This window comes from Rhodococcus sp. P14 (assembly GCF_000256505.1).
GTDB lineage: Bacteria > Actinomycetota > Actinomycetes > Mycobacteriales > Mycobacteriaceae > Rhodococcus > Rhodococcus ruber.
Genome location: NZ_AJFC01000245.1, coordinates 1 through 14,284 on the forward strand (window position 1 = coordinate 1; position 14,284 = coordinate 14,284).

Consider the following 14,284-nt stretch of genomic DNA (forward strand, 5'->3'; position numbering starts at 1 on the left):
CCGCCGAGTGCAGCGAGTCCGACTTGTAGATCGGGGCGGTGCAGCCCTCGACGTAGTGCACGGAGGCGCCCTCGTCGACGATGATCAGGGTCCGCTCGAACTGGCCCATGTTCTCGGTGTTGATCCGGAAGTAGGCCTGCAGCGGGATGTCGACGTGCACGCCGGGCGGGACGTAGATGAACGAGCCGCCCGACCACACGGCGGTGTTCAGCGCGGAGAACTTGTTGTCGCCGGCCGGGATGACCGACCCGAAGTACTCCTTGAAGATCTCGGGGTGCTCGCGCAGGCCGGTGTCGGTGTCGAGGAAGATCACGCCCTGGGACTCGAGGTCCTCACGGATCTGGTGGTAGACCACCTCGGACTCGTACTGGGCGGCGACCCCGGCGACGAGGCGCTGCTTCTCGGCCTCGGGGATGCCGAGCTTGTCGTAGGTGTTCTTGATGTCCTCCGGCAGTTCTTCCCAGCTCGTGGCCTGCTTCTCGGTGGAGCGCACGAAGTACTTGATGTTGTCGAAGTCGATGCCCTCGAGGTTCGAACCCCACCCCGGCATCGGCTTCTTCTCGAAGGTGCGCAGCGCCTTGAGGCGGATGTCGAGCATCCACTCGGGCTCGTTCTTCTTCGCGGAGATGTCGCGCACGACCGCCTCGGACAGCCCTCGCTGGGCCGTGGCGCCGGCCGCGTCGGGATCCGACCAGCCGTAGCCGTAGTGACCGAGGGACGCGATGGTCTCCTCCTGTGTCAGCGGCGCGCCGGCCGACGCCTGATCCGATGTGACGGTCATGTGAGCTCCTTCCGGAGTCTTGTTCGGTGCCGGCGAGGGCTGGTCGCCGGCGGACAACGTCGTGCTTCTGTCGGGGATGTGCGGGTCCTGCTCAGGTCTTCCGGGCGTCCGACGGCGGCACCGGCACGTGGGTGGTGCAGAAGCTGTCGCCGTTGGCGATGGTCGCCAGCCGCTGGACGTGGGTGCCGAGAATCCGGGTGAACGCCTCGAGCTCGGCCTCGCAGAGCTCGGGGAACTGCTCGGCGACGTGCGAGACCGGGCAGTGGTGCTGGCAGATCTGCACGCCGGTGCCGACCCGCCGGGTCGAGGCCGCGAACCCCGCATCGGTGAACGCCGCCGCGATGTCCTCGGCGGTGTCCTCGATCTCGGCGCCGCTCCCGGACTCGACCGGGGTGACCCCGCCGAGCAGGGACTGCACGCGACGCCGGGCGAAGTCCTCGACCGCCGCCTCGCCGCCGACCTCCCGCAGGTGCCGCATCGCGGCGCTGGCCAGGTCGTCGTAGGAATGCCCCAGCCGTGCCCGGCCCACCGCGGTGAGCTGGAAGCGGCGCGCCGGCCGTCCCCGCCCCCGGCCCTCCCGCCGAGGTGGCGGAGCCGCCTGGGCCTCGCCGGTGTCGATGAGGGCGTCGAGGTGGCGGCGCACCCCGGCCGCGCTCAGTCCGAGACGGGCGCCGATCTCGGTGGCCGTGATCGGTCCCTCCTCGAGCAGCAGCTGCACCACCGCCGCCCGGGTCTGCCCCTCGTGGGCGCCCGGCACCTGGGCGACCGGCAACCCGGCAGGCGGATGACCTGCGCGTTCCCCGTGCACCCCGGTATCGGACGTCGTTTTCACAACACCAGTGTGACGGAATTGCCCCGGCCGGTCTACAAAGGGTGCCCTACCTTACAGGCGGCAAAGTCCCGGTTTCCGTCCCCGCTACGCTGCTCGCGTGCCGTCCACCGTGGAACCCGACCCGACCGGGCCGGCGCCGAGCCGCTGCGCCGCGGCCCTCGGGGCCCGCGCCGCCGAACTCGGCCGGCGCGCCCTCGGACTCGACGGGCGCGGCGGCGGCCCCGCCGTGGCCACGATCCTGCACGGCGACGAACTCGAGGGGCGTGGTCTCGACGCCACCGAGACCACCCAGCTGCACCGCATCCGGCTGTTCGGCGCGACGGGCACCGTGCTCATGGCGGTCGGCGCGCTCGGCGCGGGAGCGCAGCCGGTGCTGCAGAACCCCGTCCAGGGCCTGCGGGTGCTCGGGCTGCCCGCGCGCATGCCCAGCGCCGCGCTGACGCTGACCATGACGGGCACCGTGCTGGTGGTGCTGGCCTGGCTGCTGCTCGGTCGCTTCGCCGTCGGCCGCCGCGACCCGGACGGGGTGCCCCGACGCCTGAGCCGGTCCCAGCTCGACCGCACCCTGCTGCTGTGGATCCTGCCGTTGACGGTGGCGCCCCCGATGTTCAGCAAGGACGTCTACTCGTATCTGGCGCAGAGCGAGATCGCCGCCCGCGGCCTCGACCCCTACGGGATCGGCCCCGCCGGCGCCCTGGGGGTCGACCACGTCCTGACCCGCACCGTGCCCAACATCTGGCGCGACACGCCGGCGCCGTACGGGCCGGCGATCCTGTGGCTCGGGCAGCGGATCACCGACCTGACGGGCGAGAACATCGTCGCCGGGGTGTTCCTGCACCGCGTGACCGCGCTCGCCGGGGTCGCGCTGATCGTGTGGGCGCTGCCGCGGCTCGCGCGCCGCTGCGGTGTCGCCGCCGTCAGCGCCCTGTGGCTCGGTGCGGCCAATCCCCTGCTGCTGTTCCACCTCGTCGCCGGCATCCACAACGAGGCCCTGATGCTCGGTCTCATGCTGGCCGGTCTCGAGCTGGCGCTGCGCGGCATCCACACCGCCGATCCGGCGGCGCCGCTGCGCGGCCGGGCGCTGGGCTGGCTGCTGGCGGGCTCCGCGGTGATCGCGCTGTCGGCGATGGTCAAGGTGCCGTCGCTGCTCGCCCTCGGCTTCGTCGGGATGGCGCTCGCGCACCGCTGGGGCGGCACCGTGCGCGCGGTGGTCTCCGCCGCCGCGTTGCTCGCCGTGGTCGCCGTCGTCGTCGTGGGCGCGGTCAGCTGGGGCAGCGGGCTCGGGTTCGGCTGGACGCAGACCCTCGGGACCGCGACGGAGGTGCGCAGCTGGATGTCCATCCCGACGCTGCTCGGCCTGGGCACCGGCCTGGCCGGGGTGTTGCTCGGTCTCGGTGATCACACGACCGCGATCCTGTCGCTCACCCGGCCCGTCGCCGCGCTGATCGCGGCGCTGGTGACGGTGCGGATGATGCTGGCGGTGCTCACCGGCCGGCTGCATCCGGTGGGCGCGCTCGGGGTGTCCCTCGGCGCGATCGTGCTGCTGTTCCCGGTGGTGCAGCCCTGGTACCTGCTGTGGGCGGTGATCCCGCTGGCCGCGTGGGCCACCCGGCCGATCTTCCGGCTCCCCACCGTGGCGTTCTCGTCGCTGGTGAGCGTGATCCTGATGCCCAACGGCGGCGAGTACCAGCCGTTCATCATCGTGCAGGCGGCCATCGCGACGGTCGTCGTGGTGGGGCTCGCGATCTTCGCCACCCGCAACCGGCTGCCCTGGCGCGACGAGGACGACGCACCACCGCGTCCCGCCGATTCGCCCGGCGCCTACGCTGGAACCTCGTGACCTCGAGATCCCCCGTCGCTGCGCCGCCCGCCGTCCGCCTCGAGGGCGTCGTCAAGCGGTTCGGCGACCTCACCGCCGTCGACGGGCTCGACCTGACCGTCGACCGCGCCCAGGTGCTCGCGCTGCTCGGCCCCAACGGTGCCGGCAAGACCACCACCGTGGAGATGTGCGAGGGCTTCGTCACCCCCGACTCCGGGACCGTGCGGGTCCTCGGGCTCGACCCGATCGCCGACTCCGAGGCCCTGCGCCCGCGGATCGGGGTCATGCTGCAGGGCGGCGGCGCCTATCCGGGGTCCAAGGCCGGGGAGATGCTCGATCTGGTGGCCGCCTACTCCGCGGATCCGCTCGATCCGGCCTGGCTGCTGCGCAGCCTCGGGCTCGAGGAGGCACGGCGCACCCCCTATCGGCGGCTGTCCGGCGGGCAGCAGCAGCGGCTCGCGCTGGCCTGCGCCCTCGTCGGCCGGCCCGAACTCGTCTTCCTCGACGAACCGACCGCCGGTCTGGACGCGCAGGCGCGGCTGCTGGTGTGGGAACTGATCGACGCCCTGCGGCGCGACGGCGTCGCGGTGCTGCTCACCACGCACCTGATGGACGAGGCGGAGGAACTCGCCGACGAGGTCGTCATCATCGATCACGGCCGGATCGTGGCCGCCGGCACCCCCGCCGAGGTCGCCAGCACCGGCGCGGAGGGCCAGTTGTGGCTCACCGCCGCCCCGGGGCTGGATCTCGCTCCCCTGCGTGCCGCGGTGACGGACGCGTTCCGGGTGCGCGAGGCCGGTCCCGGCCGGTATCTCGTCGAGGGCCCCATCGATCCGCAGGTCGTCGCGGCGGCCGCCGCGTGGTGCGCCGACCAGGGTGTCCTGGCCCGCGAGATCCGGGTGGACCAGCGCAGCCTCGAGGACGTGTTCCTGGACCTGACCGGACGGGAGATCCGCGGATGAGCACCTCGCACGAGCGCCTGGCGGCGAACCGGTTCGCGCCCGGCACCTTCGCTCCCGCGCCCCGCCCGAACGGCCCGGCGGCGATGCTCGCCGCGCAGACCCGCATGGAGCTGGTGCTCCTGCTGCGCAACGGCGAGCAGCTGCTGCTGACGATGTTCATCCCGATCACCCTGCTGATCGGGCTCACCCTGCTCCCGATCGGCGATCTGGGCGAGGCCCGCGTCGAGCGCGTGCTGCCGGCGGTGATGATGGTCGCGGTGATGTCGACGGCGTTCACCGGGCAGGCCATCGCGGTCGGATTCGACCGCAGATACGGTGCATTGAAAAGACTCGGCGCCACCGCCCTGCCGAAATGGGGCATCATCGCAGGCAAGAGCGGTGCGGTGGCCCTCGTCGTCGCACTGCAGTCGATTCTGCTGGGCGGCATCGGTCTCGCCCTCGGCTGGCGCCCGGACCCGGTCGGGCTGCTGCTCGGCGCCGCCGTCATCGCCCTGGGCACCGTGACGTTCGCCACCCTGGGTCTGCTGCTCGGCGGCACCCTGCGCGCCGAGATCGTGCTGGCGCTGGCCAACATCATCTGGTTCGTGCTGCTCGGGATCGGCAGCGTCGTCCTCGCCGGCGGCGGTCTGCCCGATGCGGTGGTGCATCTGGCGCGCCTGGTCCCGTCCGGGGCGCTCGCCCTCGCCCTCGACGCGGCGCTGCGCGGCAGCGTCGACTGGCTGGCCGTGGCGATCCTCGGCGCGTGGGCGGCCGCCGGCGGGGTCCTGGCGAGCAGACTGTTCCGGTTCGTCTGACCGGCACCCCACTACAGGCTGTAGTGGACCGGCCCGTACCATCGTCGATGTGCTGTATCGCGGCTTCCTGCGCCTTGTCGACCGTCTGCCCCTGCCGTCCCTGCGGACCCAGCGGCTGCTCGCGCTGATCGCGATCCTGACCCAGGGCGGCATCGCCGTGACCGGGTCGATCGTCCGCGTGACCGCGTCCGGCCTGGGGTGCCCCACCTGGCCCCAGTGCTTCCCGGGCAGCTTCGTGCCCGTCGGTGTCTCCGAGGAGGTCGCCACCCTGCACCAGGTCGTCGAGTTCGGCAACCGGCTGCTGACGTTCGTCGTCGTCGCGTCCGCCGCGGCGGTCGTGCTGGCCGTGACCCGGGCCCGGCGCCGCCGCGAGGTTCTCGTCTACGCGTGGCTGATGCCCGCCGGCACCGTCCTGCAGGCCGTCATCGGTGGCATCACCGTGCTCGCCGGCCTGGCCTGGTGGACCGTCGCGGTGCACCTGCTGGCGTCGATGCTGATGGTGTGGCTGGCGGTGCTGCTGCATGCGAAGGTCGGCGAGCCCGACGACGGGGCGGTCGTGGAGACGATCCCGCGCCCGCTCCGGACCCTGACCGCGCTGTCCGCCGTACTGCTCGCCGGGGTGCTCGTCGCGGGCACGATGGTCACCGGCGCCGGCCCGCACGCCGGCGACAAGAGCGCCGATCGGCCGGTGCCGCGCCTCGAGATCGACATCGAGTCCCTGGTGCACCTGCACGCCGAACTGCTCGTCGGATACCTCGGCTTGCTCGTCGGCCTCGCCTTCGCGCTGTACGCCGTGGCCGCGCCGCAGGCGGTGAAGACGCGCCTGCACGTGCTGCTCGCCCTCGTCGTCGCCCAGGCCCTCGTCGGGGTCGTGCAGTACTTCACCGACGTGCCCGCCGCCCTCGTCGCCGTGCACGTCGCCGGCGCCGGGCTGTGCACGGCCGCGACGGCAGCGGTGTGGGCGGCGGGACGGGTCCGCACCACCGAACCGGCCCGCGAACCGGTCGCCGTCTGACCCCCGGGCGCACGCGCGCCGGAGAAACGGTTCCGGGGGCCACCCAGGACGGGTGACCCCCGGAGTCGTTCGAGGATCGGTCAGCGTTCGTTGCGGGCCCGCGGGAACCGGGTCTGACGGGCCACCCAGCCGGCCATCTTCTTCCAGTGGCCCTGCTGCGGCGTCGCGATGCTGGTCACTTCGCGATCCCACTCCGAGACCGTGACGCCGGGCAGCGCCTCGACCACCGCGTGCGCCGTGGCGAGATCGCGCACCACCCGGTCGCCGAGCACCCCGTCCTCGGCGACGACGGTGATGCGCACCGCGCCCCGCGCGACCGGCTGCAGCACCGCCTTGGCGGAGCCACCGTGCGCGGCGACGAAGCTGCGGAGGGATTTCACGATGTCGGCCGGTGCGGCCACGACCTGAGTATCGGCGCTCATGCCTGCAGAATACTGTGAACGTATGCGTGCAATCGAAGTGGCACGGTTCGGCGGCCCCGAGGTGCTCACCCCCGTCGAGCTCCCCGCTCCCGAGCCGGGGCCGGGCGAGCTGCTGGTCCGGACCGACGCCGTGGGCGTCAACTACATCGACACCTACTTCCGCACCGGGCTCTACCCCCGGGAGTTGCCGTACATTCCCGGATCCGAGGGCACCGGACGGGTCGTCGCGGTCGGTGAGGGCGTGGGCGGCGTCGCGGTCGGCGATCGGGTGAGCTGGGCAGCGGCCGACGGTTCCTACGCCGAACAGGTGCTCGTGCCGGCGGCGGTGGCGGTGCCCGTGCCCGACGCGGTTCCCGCCGAGCAGGCGGCGTCGGCGCTGCTCCAGGGCATGACCGCGCACTACCTGCTCAATTCGACGTATCCGGCGCAGCCCGGCGAGACCGTGCTCGTGCACGCGGGCGCCGGTGGGGTGGGCCTGCTGCTCACCCAGCTCGCCGCCGCGAAGGACGTGCGGGTGATCACGACCGTCTCCTCCGACGAGAAGGAAACCCTCTCGCGCGGCGCGGGCGCCGCCGAGGTGCTGCGCTACACCGACGACCTCGCCGAGCAGGTCCGGGATCTCACCGGCGGGGAGGGCGTCGCGGCGGTCTACGACGGCGTCGGCGCGGCCACGTTCGAGTCGTCGCTCGCCTCGCTGCGCATCCGCGGCACGTTGGCGCTGTTCGGCGCGGCCAGCGGTCCGGTGCCGCCGTTCGATCTGCAGCGGCTCAACCCCGCCGGCTCGCTGTACGTCACCCGGCCGACCCTCGCGCACCACGTGCGCACCCGCGAGGAGCTGATGTGGCGGGCGGGCGAGGTGTTCGCCGCCGTCGCGGACGGGACCCTCACCGTCCGGGTCGGCGCGCGGTACCCGCTGGCACAGGCGGAGCAGGCACACCGCGACCTCGAGGCCCGTCGCACGACCGGCTCGATCGTGCTGCTCCCCTGAGGTCCGCTCCGGGCGGAAGTACCGCTTCCGTCGCTCTCCGGCAGCGGACGGTACATTCGCCCGGTCCCGGAGCCGCGCGGAAGGCGGATCAGAAGAACGAGGCGATGGTGCGCAGGTCGAGCACCGAGTCCACGGCCAGGCCCAGGCACACCAGGGCGAGGTAGTTGTTCGACTGCAGGAACAGCTTGAGGGGCTTGACCGCCGCCCCGCCCCGGACGCTGCGGTACAGCTGATGCGCGACGAGCAGGAACCAGGCGCCGGCGGCGACGGTCACCGCCGCGTACACCAGGCCGGCGGCCGGCACGAGCACCAGCGTCGCCAGGACGGTCGCCCAGGTGTAGAGCAGGATCTGCTTGGTGACGTGCTGCTCGCTCGCGATCACGGGCAGCATGGGCACGCCGGCGGCCTTGTAGTCCTCCTTGTACCGCATCGCCAGCGCCCAGGTGTGCGGCGGTGTCCAGAAGAAGATCACCAGGAACAGCACGATCGGTTCCCAGCTCAGCGAGCCGGTGACCGCGGCCCAGCCGACCATCACGGGCATGCACCCGGCGGCCCCGCCCCACACCACGTTCTGCCAGGTCCTGCGCTTGAGGACCATCGTGTACACCAGGACGTAGAAGGCGATCGTGGCGACCACGAGCAGGCCGGCGAGCAGATTCGCCCGCCACCACAACCACAGGAACGACACGACGCCGAGCACCGCGCCGAACACGAACGCGTGCCGGGTCGGGACGGCCTGCCGGGCCAGCGGCCGCAGCGCCGTCCGCTTCATGACCTTGTCGATGTCGGCGTCGACGACGCAGTTGAGGGCATTCGCGCTCGCCGCACCCATCCACCCGCCGAACAGGGTGCTCGCGATGAGCACCAGGTCCACCTCGCCGCGGTCGGCGAAGAGCATCGCCGGGATCGTCGCCACCAGCAGCAACTCGATCACGCGCGGCTTGGTCAGCGCGATATAGGCGAGCACCGTGCCCGAAACGCGTCCCCACATCGTGTCGGGGCGAGGCGGTCCAGGTGCCTCGGGGGCGCCGAAGCCGTGACCTCCCGGCCGTTGCCCTGCCCGCACCCTGTCTCCTTGCACCACGCGATTACGCACCTTCGCTCGCCGTCGCTCTACTACGAACGATGGTAGACGTCGCGCAGGCCCGGACCGAATCGACCCGCAAAGCGCAGCACATTACTCTGGAGGGGCGCTCGAGGCTCTCGCGCCCGCACGCTCCCCGTATACCCATGTCAGGAGACTTCTGCTCGTGTCGATCACAGACGAGATCCGCTCCCTCACCCAGGCAGTGCACCCCGCCGACTGGACCGACCTCGACACCAAGGCCGTCGACACCGCCCGCGTGCTCGCCGCCGACGCGGTCCAGAAGGTGGGCAACGGGCACCCCGGCACGGCGATGAGCCTTGCCCCCGTGGCCTACACGCTGTTCCAGAAAGTGATGCGGCACGACCCGACCGACCCGCACTGGGTGGGACGGGACCGGTTCGTGCTCTCGTGCGGACACTCGAGCCTGACGCTGTACATCCAGCTGTACCTGTCGGGGTACGGGCTCGAACTCGCCGACCTCGAGGCGCTGCGCACGTGGGGTTCGAAGACGCCGGGCCACCCCGAGTTCGGGCACACCGCGGGGGTGGAGATGACCACCGGCCCGCTCGGGCAGGGCCTGGCCTCCGCCGTGGGCATGGCGATGGCGGCGCGCCGGGAGCGCGGCCTGTTCGATCCGGACACCGCGACCGGCGCGAGCCCGTTCGACCACCACATCTACGTCCTCGCCTCCGACGGCGACATCGAAGAGGGCGTGACGTCGGAGGCCTCGTCCCTCGCGGGCGTGCAGCAGCTCGGCAACCTGATCGTCTTCTACGACGACAACAAGATCTCCATCGAGCACGACACGGCGATCGCCCTCGGTGAGGATGTCGCCCGGCGCTACGAGGCCTACGGCTGGCATGTGCAGACCGTCGAGGGCGGCGAGAACGTCACCGCGATCCTCGACGCCGTCGAGGCCGCCAAGGCCGTCACCGACAAGCCGTCGCTCGTCGTGCTGCGCACGATCATCGGCTACCCGGCGCCGACCAAGATGAACACCGGCGACGTGCACGGCGCCGCCCTCGGCGCCGAGGAGGTCGCCGCCGTCAAGACCGCCCTCGGGTTCGACCCGGAGCGGCACTTCGACGTCGACCCGGCGGTGATCGAGCACACCCGCGGCGTCGTCGAGCGCGGCGCGGCGGCCCGCACCGCATGGCAGGCCGAGTTCGACGCGTGGGCCGGCCGGGAGCCGCAGCGCAAGGAACTGTTCGACCGGTTACAGGCCGGGGAGTTCCCCGCCGGCTGGACCGAGGTCCTGCCCACCTACGAGCCGGTCGCCAAGGGCCCGGCCACCCGTAAGGCGTCCGGCAGCGCCCTCGCCGCGCTCGGCCCGGTGCTGCCCGAGCTGTGGGGCGGTTCGGCCGACCTGGCGGGCTCGAACAACACCACGATCCCCGGCTCGGACTCGTTCGGCCCGGTGTCGATCTCCACGAAGGACTGGAACGCCCAGCCCTACGGGCGGACGCTGCACTTCGGTGTGCGCGAGCACGCGATGGGTTCGATCCTCAACGGCATCGCCCTGCACGGCCCGACCCGCCCCTACGGCGGCACCTTCCTGGTGTTCAGCGACTACATGCGTCCCGCCGTGCGGCTCGCCGCGCTCATGCAGACCCCGGCGATCTACGTGTGGACCCACGATTCGATCGGTCTCGGCGAGGACGGCCCGACCCATCAGCCGGTCGAGCACCTCACCGCGCTGCGCGCGATCCCGAATCTGGCCGTGATCCGTCCCGGCGACGCGAACGAGACCTCGTTCGCGTGGGCCGCGGCGCTGGAGAACAAGACCGGCCCGACCGCCCTGGCCCTGACCCGCCAGGATGTGCCGGTGCTCGCGGGCACCCGGGAGAAGGCCGCCGAGGGCCTGCCCCGCGGCGCGTACGTGCTCGCCGAGGCGTCCACCGGCACGCCCGAGGTGATCCTGCTCGGCACCGGCTCCGAGCTGCAGCTCGCCGTCGCCGCCCGCGAGGTACTCGAGGCCGACGGTGTGCCCACCCGCGTGGTCTCCGTGCCGGTCCTCGACTGGTTCCTCCAGCAGGACCAGGCGTACCGCGACGAGGTGCTCCCGCCGGCGGTGCGTGCGCGTGTCTCCGTCGAGGCCGGACTGGCGATGCCGTGGCACCGCCTGCTCGGCGACGCCGGCGAGGCCGTCTCGCTCGAGCACTTCGGCGCCTCCGCCGACCACAAGACCCTGTTCCGCGAGTTCGGCATCACCGCCGAGGCCGTCGTCGACGCCGCCCGCCGCTCGCTGACCCGAGTGAAGGGATGATCCCGATGACCCAGCAGGTAACCCAGAACGCGAATCTCGTCCAGCTCTCGGCCGCCGGGGTGTCCGTGTGGCTCGACGACCTGTCCCGGGACCGCATCGAGACCGGCAACCTCGCCGAGCTGATCGCCACCCGCAGCGTCGTGGGTGTGACCACCAACCCGTCGATCTTCCAGGCGGCGCTCAGCAAGGGCCACGTCTACGACGCCCAGGTCCGGGAGCTCGCGCTGGCCGGCGCCGATGTGGACACCACCATCCGCACCGTCACCACCGACGACGTGCGCTCCGCGTGCGACGTCCTGGCCCCGGTGTTCGAGGCCAGCGACGGTGTCGACGGCCGGGTCTCCATCGAGGTCGACCCGCGGCTGGCGCACTCCACCGACGCGACCGTGCAGCAGGCGATCGAGCTGTGGCGCATCGTGGACCGGCCCAATCTGCTCATCAAGATCCCCGCGACGGTGGCCGGCCTGCCGGCCATCGCCCGCGTGATCGGCGAGGGCATCAGCGTGAACGTGACGCTGATCTTCTCGGTCGAGCGCTACGAACGGGTCATCGAGGCCTATCTGGACGGTCTGACCGCCGCCAAGTCGGCCGGGCACGAGCTGTCGACGATCCACTCGGTGGCCTCGTTCTTCGTCTCCCGCGTCGACACCGAGATCGACGCGCGGCTCGACGCGATCGGCACCCCCGAGGCGCTGGCGCTGCGCGGCAAGGCCGGCGTCGCCAACGCCCGCCTGGCGTACGCGGCGTACCGCCGGGCGTTCGAGTCCGGGGCCCGGTTCGAGCAGCTCGCCGCGGCCGGTGCGCGTCCGCAGCGCGCCCTGTGGGCGTCGACCGGGGTGAAGAACCCCGACTACTCGGACACCCTGTACGTCACCGAACTGGTCGCCCCGAACACGGTCAACACGATGCCGGAGAAGACCCTCGAGGCCGTCGCCGACCACGGCGAGGTCACCGGCGACACGGTCACCGGTACCGAGAAGGCGGCCGAGAACGTGTTCTCCGCGCTGTCGACGATCGGGGTGAACCTGCCCGAGGTGTTCCGCAAGCTCGAGGACGAGGGCGTCGAGAAGTTCGAGGTGTCCTGGAACGAGCTGCTCGCCGCCACCTCCGAGCAGCTGATCGCGCACGGCGCGAAGAGCTGACGCGGTGCGCGGACCCGAGACGGCGGCGTGGGTCAATCCACTCCGGGACGAGCGTGATCGTCGGCTACCCCGGATCGCCGGGCCGTGTGCCCTGGTGATCTTCGGGGTCACCGGCGACCTCGCCAGCCGCAAGCTGATGCCGGCGGTGTACGACCTGGCCAACCGCGGTCTGCTGCCGCCCGGGTTCGCGCTCGTCGGCTTCGCGCGACGAGACTGGGCCGACGAGGACTTCGGTCAGGTCGTGCACGATGCCGTGAAGGCCAACTCGCGCACCAAGTTCCGGGAGGAGGTGTGGAATCGTCTGGCCGAGGGCATCCGGTTCGTGCAGGGCAGCTTCGACGACGACGCCGCGTTCACCGAACTCGCCTCGACGCTGACCGAGCTGGACAAGGCCCGCGGCACGGGCGGCAACCACGCCTTCTACCTGTCCATCCCGCCGAACGCGTTCCCGGTGGTGTCCGCGCAGCTCAAACGGTCCGGACTCGCGATCGCGCAAGACGGCACCTGGAGCCGGGTGATCATCGAGAAGCCGTTCGGTCACGACCTGACGAGCGCCCAGGAACTGAACCGGCTGGTCGCCGAGGTGTTCCCCGAGGAGGCGGTGTTCCGCATCGACCACTACCTCGGCAAGGAGACGGTGCAGAACATCCTGGCGTTGCGATTCGCGAATCAGTTGTTCGATCCGCTGTGGAACGCGCACTACGTCGACCACGTGCAGATCACGATGGCGGAGGACATCGGTCTCGGCGGCCGCGCCGGCTACTACGACGGCATCGGCGCCGCCCGGGACGTGATCCAGAACCACCTGCTGCAGCTGCTCGCGTTCATCGCGATGGAGGAACCGATCAGCTTCGACCCGGCGGAGTTGCGGGCGGAGAAGATCAAGGTGCTGTCCGCGACCCGGCTCGCCGAGCCCCTCGACGAGACCACCGCGCGCGGCCAGTACATCGCCGGCTGGCAGAACGGCGGGCAGGTCGTCGGCCTGCACGAGGAGCAGGGCTTCGCCGCCGACTCGACCACCGAGACCTACGCGGCGATCACCTGCGAGATCGACACCCGCCGCTGGGCCGGAGTGCCGTTCTACCTGCGCACCGGCAAGCGTCTGGGCCGGCGCGTCACCGAGATCGCGATCGTGTTCAAGCGGGCCCCGCACCTGCCGTTCGACCAGACGATGACCACCGAGCTCGGCCAGAACGCCCTCGTCATCCGCGTGCAGCCCGACGAGGGGGTCACCCTCCGCTTCGGTTCCAAGGTGCCCGGCTCGAGCATGGAGGTCCGCGACGTCAACATGGACTTCAGCTACGGCCAGGCGTTCACCGAGTCCTCCCCCGAGGCGTACGAGCGGCTGATCCTCGACGTGCTGCTCGGCGTGCCGTCGCTCTTCCCTGTCGACGACGAGGTCGAGCTGTCGTGGAGGATCCTCGACCCGGTGCTCGAGCGCTGGGCGGCGCACGGCAAGCCCGAGCCGTACGAGGCCGGCACCTGGGGGCCGTCGTCGGCCGACGAGATGCTCCGCCGCTCGGGCCGCGAATGGAGACGCCCGTGAGGATGCAGCTGCGCAACGCCACCGCGATCGACATCAGCAAACAGCTCGTCCAGCTGCGGCAGACCGGCGGCATCGTCACGCAGGGGCGCGTGCTCACCCTGGTGGTGTGCACCGACGGTCCACGCGGCCTCGAGGCCGCGATCACCGCGGCCATCGGGGCGTCGCGGGAGCATCCGTGCCGCGTGATCGTCGTCGGCCGCGGCCGCGCGGGCGACGAACCGCGCATGGATGCGGAGATCCGCATAGGCGGTGACGCCGGGGCCTCGGAGGTGCTGATCCTCGCGTTGCACGGCCCGCTCGCCGACCACCAGGAATCGGTGATCGTGCCGTTCCTGCTGCCGGACACCCCGGTGGTGGTGTGGTGGCCGAACACCCCTCCCGAGGTGCCGGCGGCGGACCCGGTGGGGCGGCTCGCCGTGCGACGCCTGACCGATGCGACGAACTCGTCGCGCCCGATGACCGAGATCGTCTCGCGGCTGTCCGGCTACACCCCCGGCGACACCGACCTCGCGTGGGGCCGGATCACGTATTGGCGGGCGCTGCTCGTCTCCGCGCTCGACCAGCCACCGTTCGAGCCGGTCGAGTCGGCGCTGGTATCGGGACTCGGCAGCGAACCGGCGGGGGGTCTGC

General features: G+C 71.8%; 13 protein-coding genes. 9 read left to right on the forward strand and 4 right to left on the reverse strand.

Annotated elements, in window-relative coordinates; all coding sequences use genetic code 11:
* Nucleotides 1-781: Fe-S cluster assembly protein SufB (gene sufB / locus OEY_RS0117225; protein WP_010595083.1), on the reverse strand; the 781-nt coding region annotated here is incomplete at its 3' end.
* Between the two features lie 91 nt (nucleotides 782-872).
* The gene (locus OEY_RS0117230; protein ID WP_228287153.1) at nucleotides 873-1,613 is read right to left on the reverse strand and encodes a helix-turn-helix transcriptional regulator; all 741 of its coding nucleotides are present in this window, start codon (nucleotides 1,611-1,613) and stop codon (nucleotides 873-875) included.
* Nucleotides 1,614-1,710: 97 nt separating this feature from the next.
* On the opposite strand from OEY_RS0117230, the gene mptB reads away from it, so the two are divergent.
* From mptB to OEY_RS0117250, 4 genes are read left to right on the forward strand one after another with little or no spacing between them, the layout of a single operon-like run.
* Entirely contained in the window at nucleotides 1,711-3,453 is a 1,743-nt protein-coding gene (gene mptB, locus OEY_RS0117235) for a polyprenol phosphomannose-dependent alpha 1,6 mannosyltransferase MptB (RefSeq protein ID WP_010595085.1), read from the forward strand.
* Nucleotides 3,450-4,394 (forward strand): ABC transporter ATP-binding protein, encoded by a 945-nt coding sequence (locus OEY_RS0117240; RefSeq protein WP_010595086.1) that lies wholly within the window; start codon nucleotides 3,450-3,452, stop codon nucleotides 4,392-4,394. Before mptB ends, OEY_RS0117240 begins: the two co-directional genes overlap by 4 nt.
* Entirely contained in the window at nucleotides 4,391-5,188 is a 798-nt protein-coding gene (locus tag OEY_RS0117245) for an ABC transporter permease (RefSeq protein WP_010595087.1), read from the forward strand. The genes OEY_RS0117240 and OEY_RS0117245 overlap by 4 nt, the downstream gene beginning before the upstream one ends.
* A 49-nt stretch (nucleotides 5,189-5,237) precedes the next feature.
* Nucleotides 5,238-6,203, forward strand: coding sequence for a COX15/CtaA family protein (locus tag OEY_RS0117250; RefSeq protein ID WP_010595088.1), 966 nt, complete (start codon nucleotides 5,238-5,240; stop codon nucleotides 6,201-6,203).
* Between the two features lie 80 nt (nucleotides 6,204-6,283).
* On the opposite strand, the gene OEY_RS0117255 is transcribed toward OEY_RS0117250, so the two are convergent.
* Nucleotides 6,284-6,625 (reverse strand): hypothetical protein, encoded by a 342-nt coding sequence (locus OEY_RS0117255; RefSeq protein ID WP_010595089.1) that lies wholly within the window; start codon nucleotides 6,623-6,625, stop codon nucleotides 6,284-6,286.
* Between the two features lie 22 nt (nucleotides 6,626-6,647).
* On the opposite strand from OEY_RS0117255, the gene OEY_RS0117260 reads away from it, so the two are divergent.
* Nucleotides 6,648-7,613 carry a quinone oxidoreductase family protein gene (locus OEY_RS0117260; protein ID WP_010595090.1) on the forward strand — a complete coding sequence of 322 codons (966 nt, stop codon included), beginning with the start codon at nucleotides 6,648-6,650 and terminating at the stop codon, nucleotides 7,611-7,613.
* Between the two features lie 88 nt (nucleotides 7,614-7,701).
* Here OEY_RS0117260 and OEY_RS0117265 read toward each other — a convergent pair whose 3' ends face one another.
* Complete coding sequence (locus tag OEY_RS0117265) at nucleotides 7,702-8,679, reverse strand: heme o synthase (protein ID WP_026138082.1); 978 nt, start codon at nucleotides 8,677-8,679, stop codon at nucleotides 7,702-7,704.
* A 184-nt stretch (nucleotides 8,680-8,863) separates the two neighbouring features.
* On the opposite strand from OEY_RS0117265, the gene tkt reads away from it, so the two are divergent.
* The 4 genes from tkt to OEY_RS0117285 all read left to right on the forward strand — a co-directional run.
* The gene (gene tkt, locus OEY_RS0117270; RefSeq protein WP_010595092.1) at nucleotides 8,864-10,966 is read left to right on the forward strand and encodes a transketolase; all 2,103 of its coding nucleotides are present in this window, start codon (nucleotides 8,864-8,866) and stop codon (nucleotides 10,964-10,966) included.
* A gap of 5 nt (nucleotides 10,967-10,971) precedes the next feature.
* Entirely contained in the window at nucleotides 10,972-12,108 is a 1,137-nt protein-coding gene (tal, locus tag OEY_RS0117275; protein ID WP_026138081.1) for a transaldolase, read from the forward strand.
* Between the two features lie 4 nt (nucleotides 12,109-12,112).
* Entirely contained in the window at nucleotides 12,113-13,654 is a 1,542-nt protein-coding gene (gene zwf, locus OEY_RS0117280) for a glucose-6-phosphate dehydrogenase (RefSeq protein ID WP_010595094.1), read from the forward strand.
* Nucleotides 13,651-14,284 (forward strand): glucose-6-phosphate dehydrogenase assembly protein OpcA (locus OEY_RS0117285; RefSeq protein ID WP_443216045.1); only part of this gene is annotated, 634 nt, incomplete at its 3' end. The genes zwf and OEY_RS0117285, both read left to right, overlap by 4 nt.

Coding starts and splice junctions, on each gene's coding strand:
- OEY_RS0117245 (WP_010595087.1), top strand. CDS start 4,391: ATGAGCACCTCGCACGAGCGCCTGGCGGCGAACCGGTTCGCGCCCGGC.
- OEY_RS0117260 (WP_010595090.1), top strand. CDS start 6,648: ATGCGTGCAATCGAAGTGGCACGGTTCGGCGGCCCCGAGGTGCTCACC.
- tal (WP_026138081.1), top strand. CDS start 10,972: ATGACCCAGCAGGTAACCCAGAACGCGAATCTCGTCCAGCTCTCGGCC.
- OEY_RS0117255 (WP_010595089.1), bottom strand. CDS start 6,625: ATGAGCGCCGATACTCAGGTCGTGGCCGCACCGGCCGACATCGTGAAA.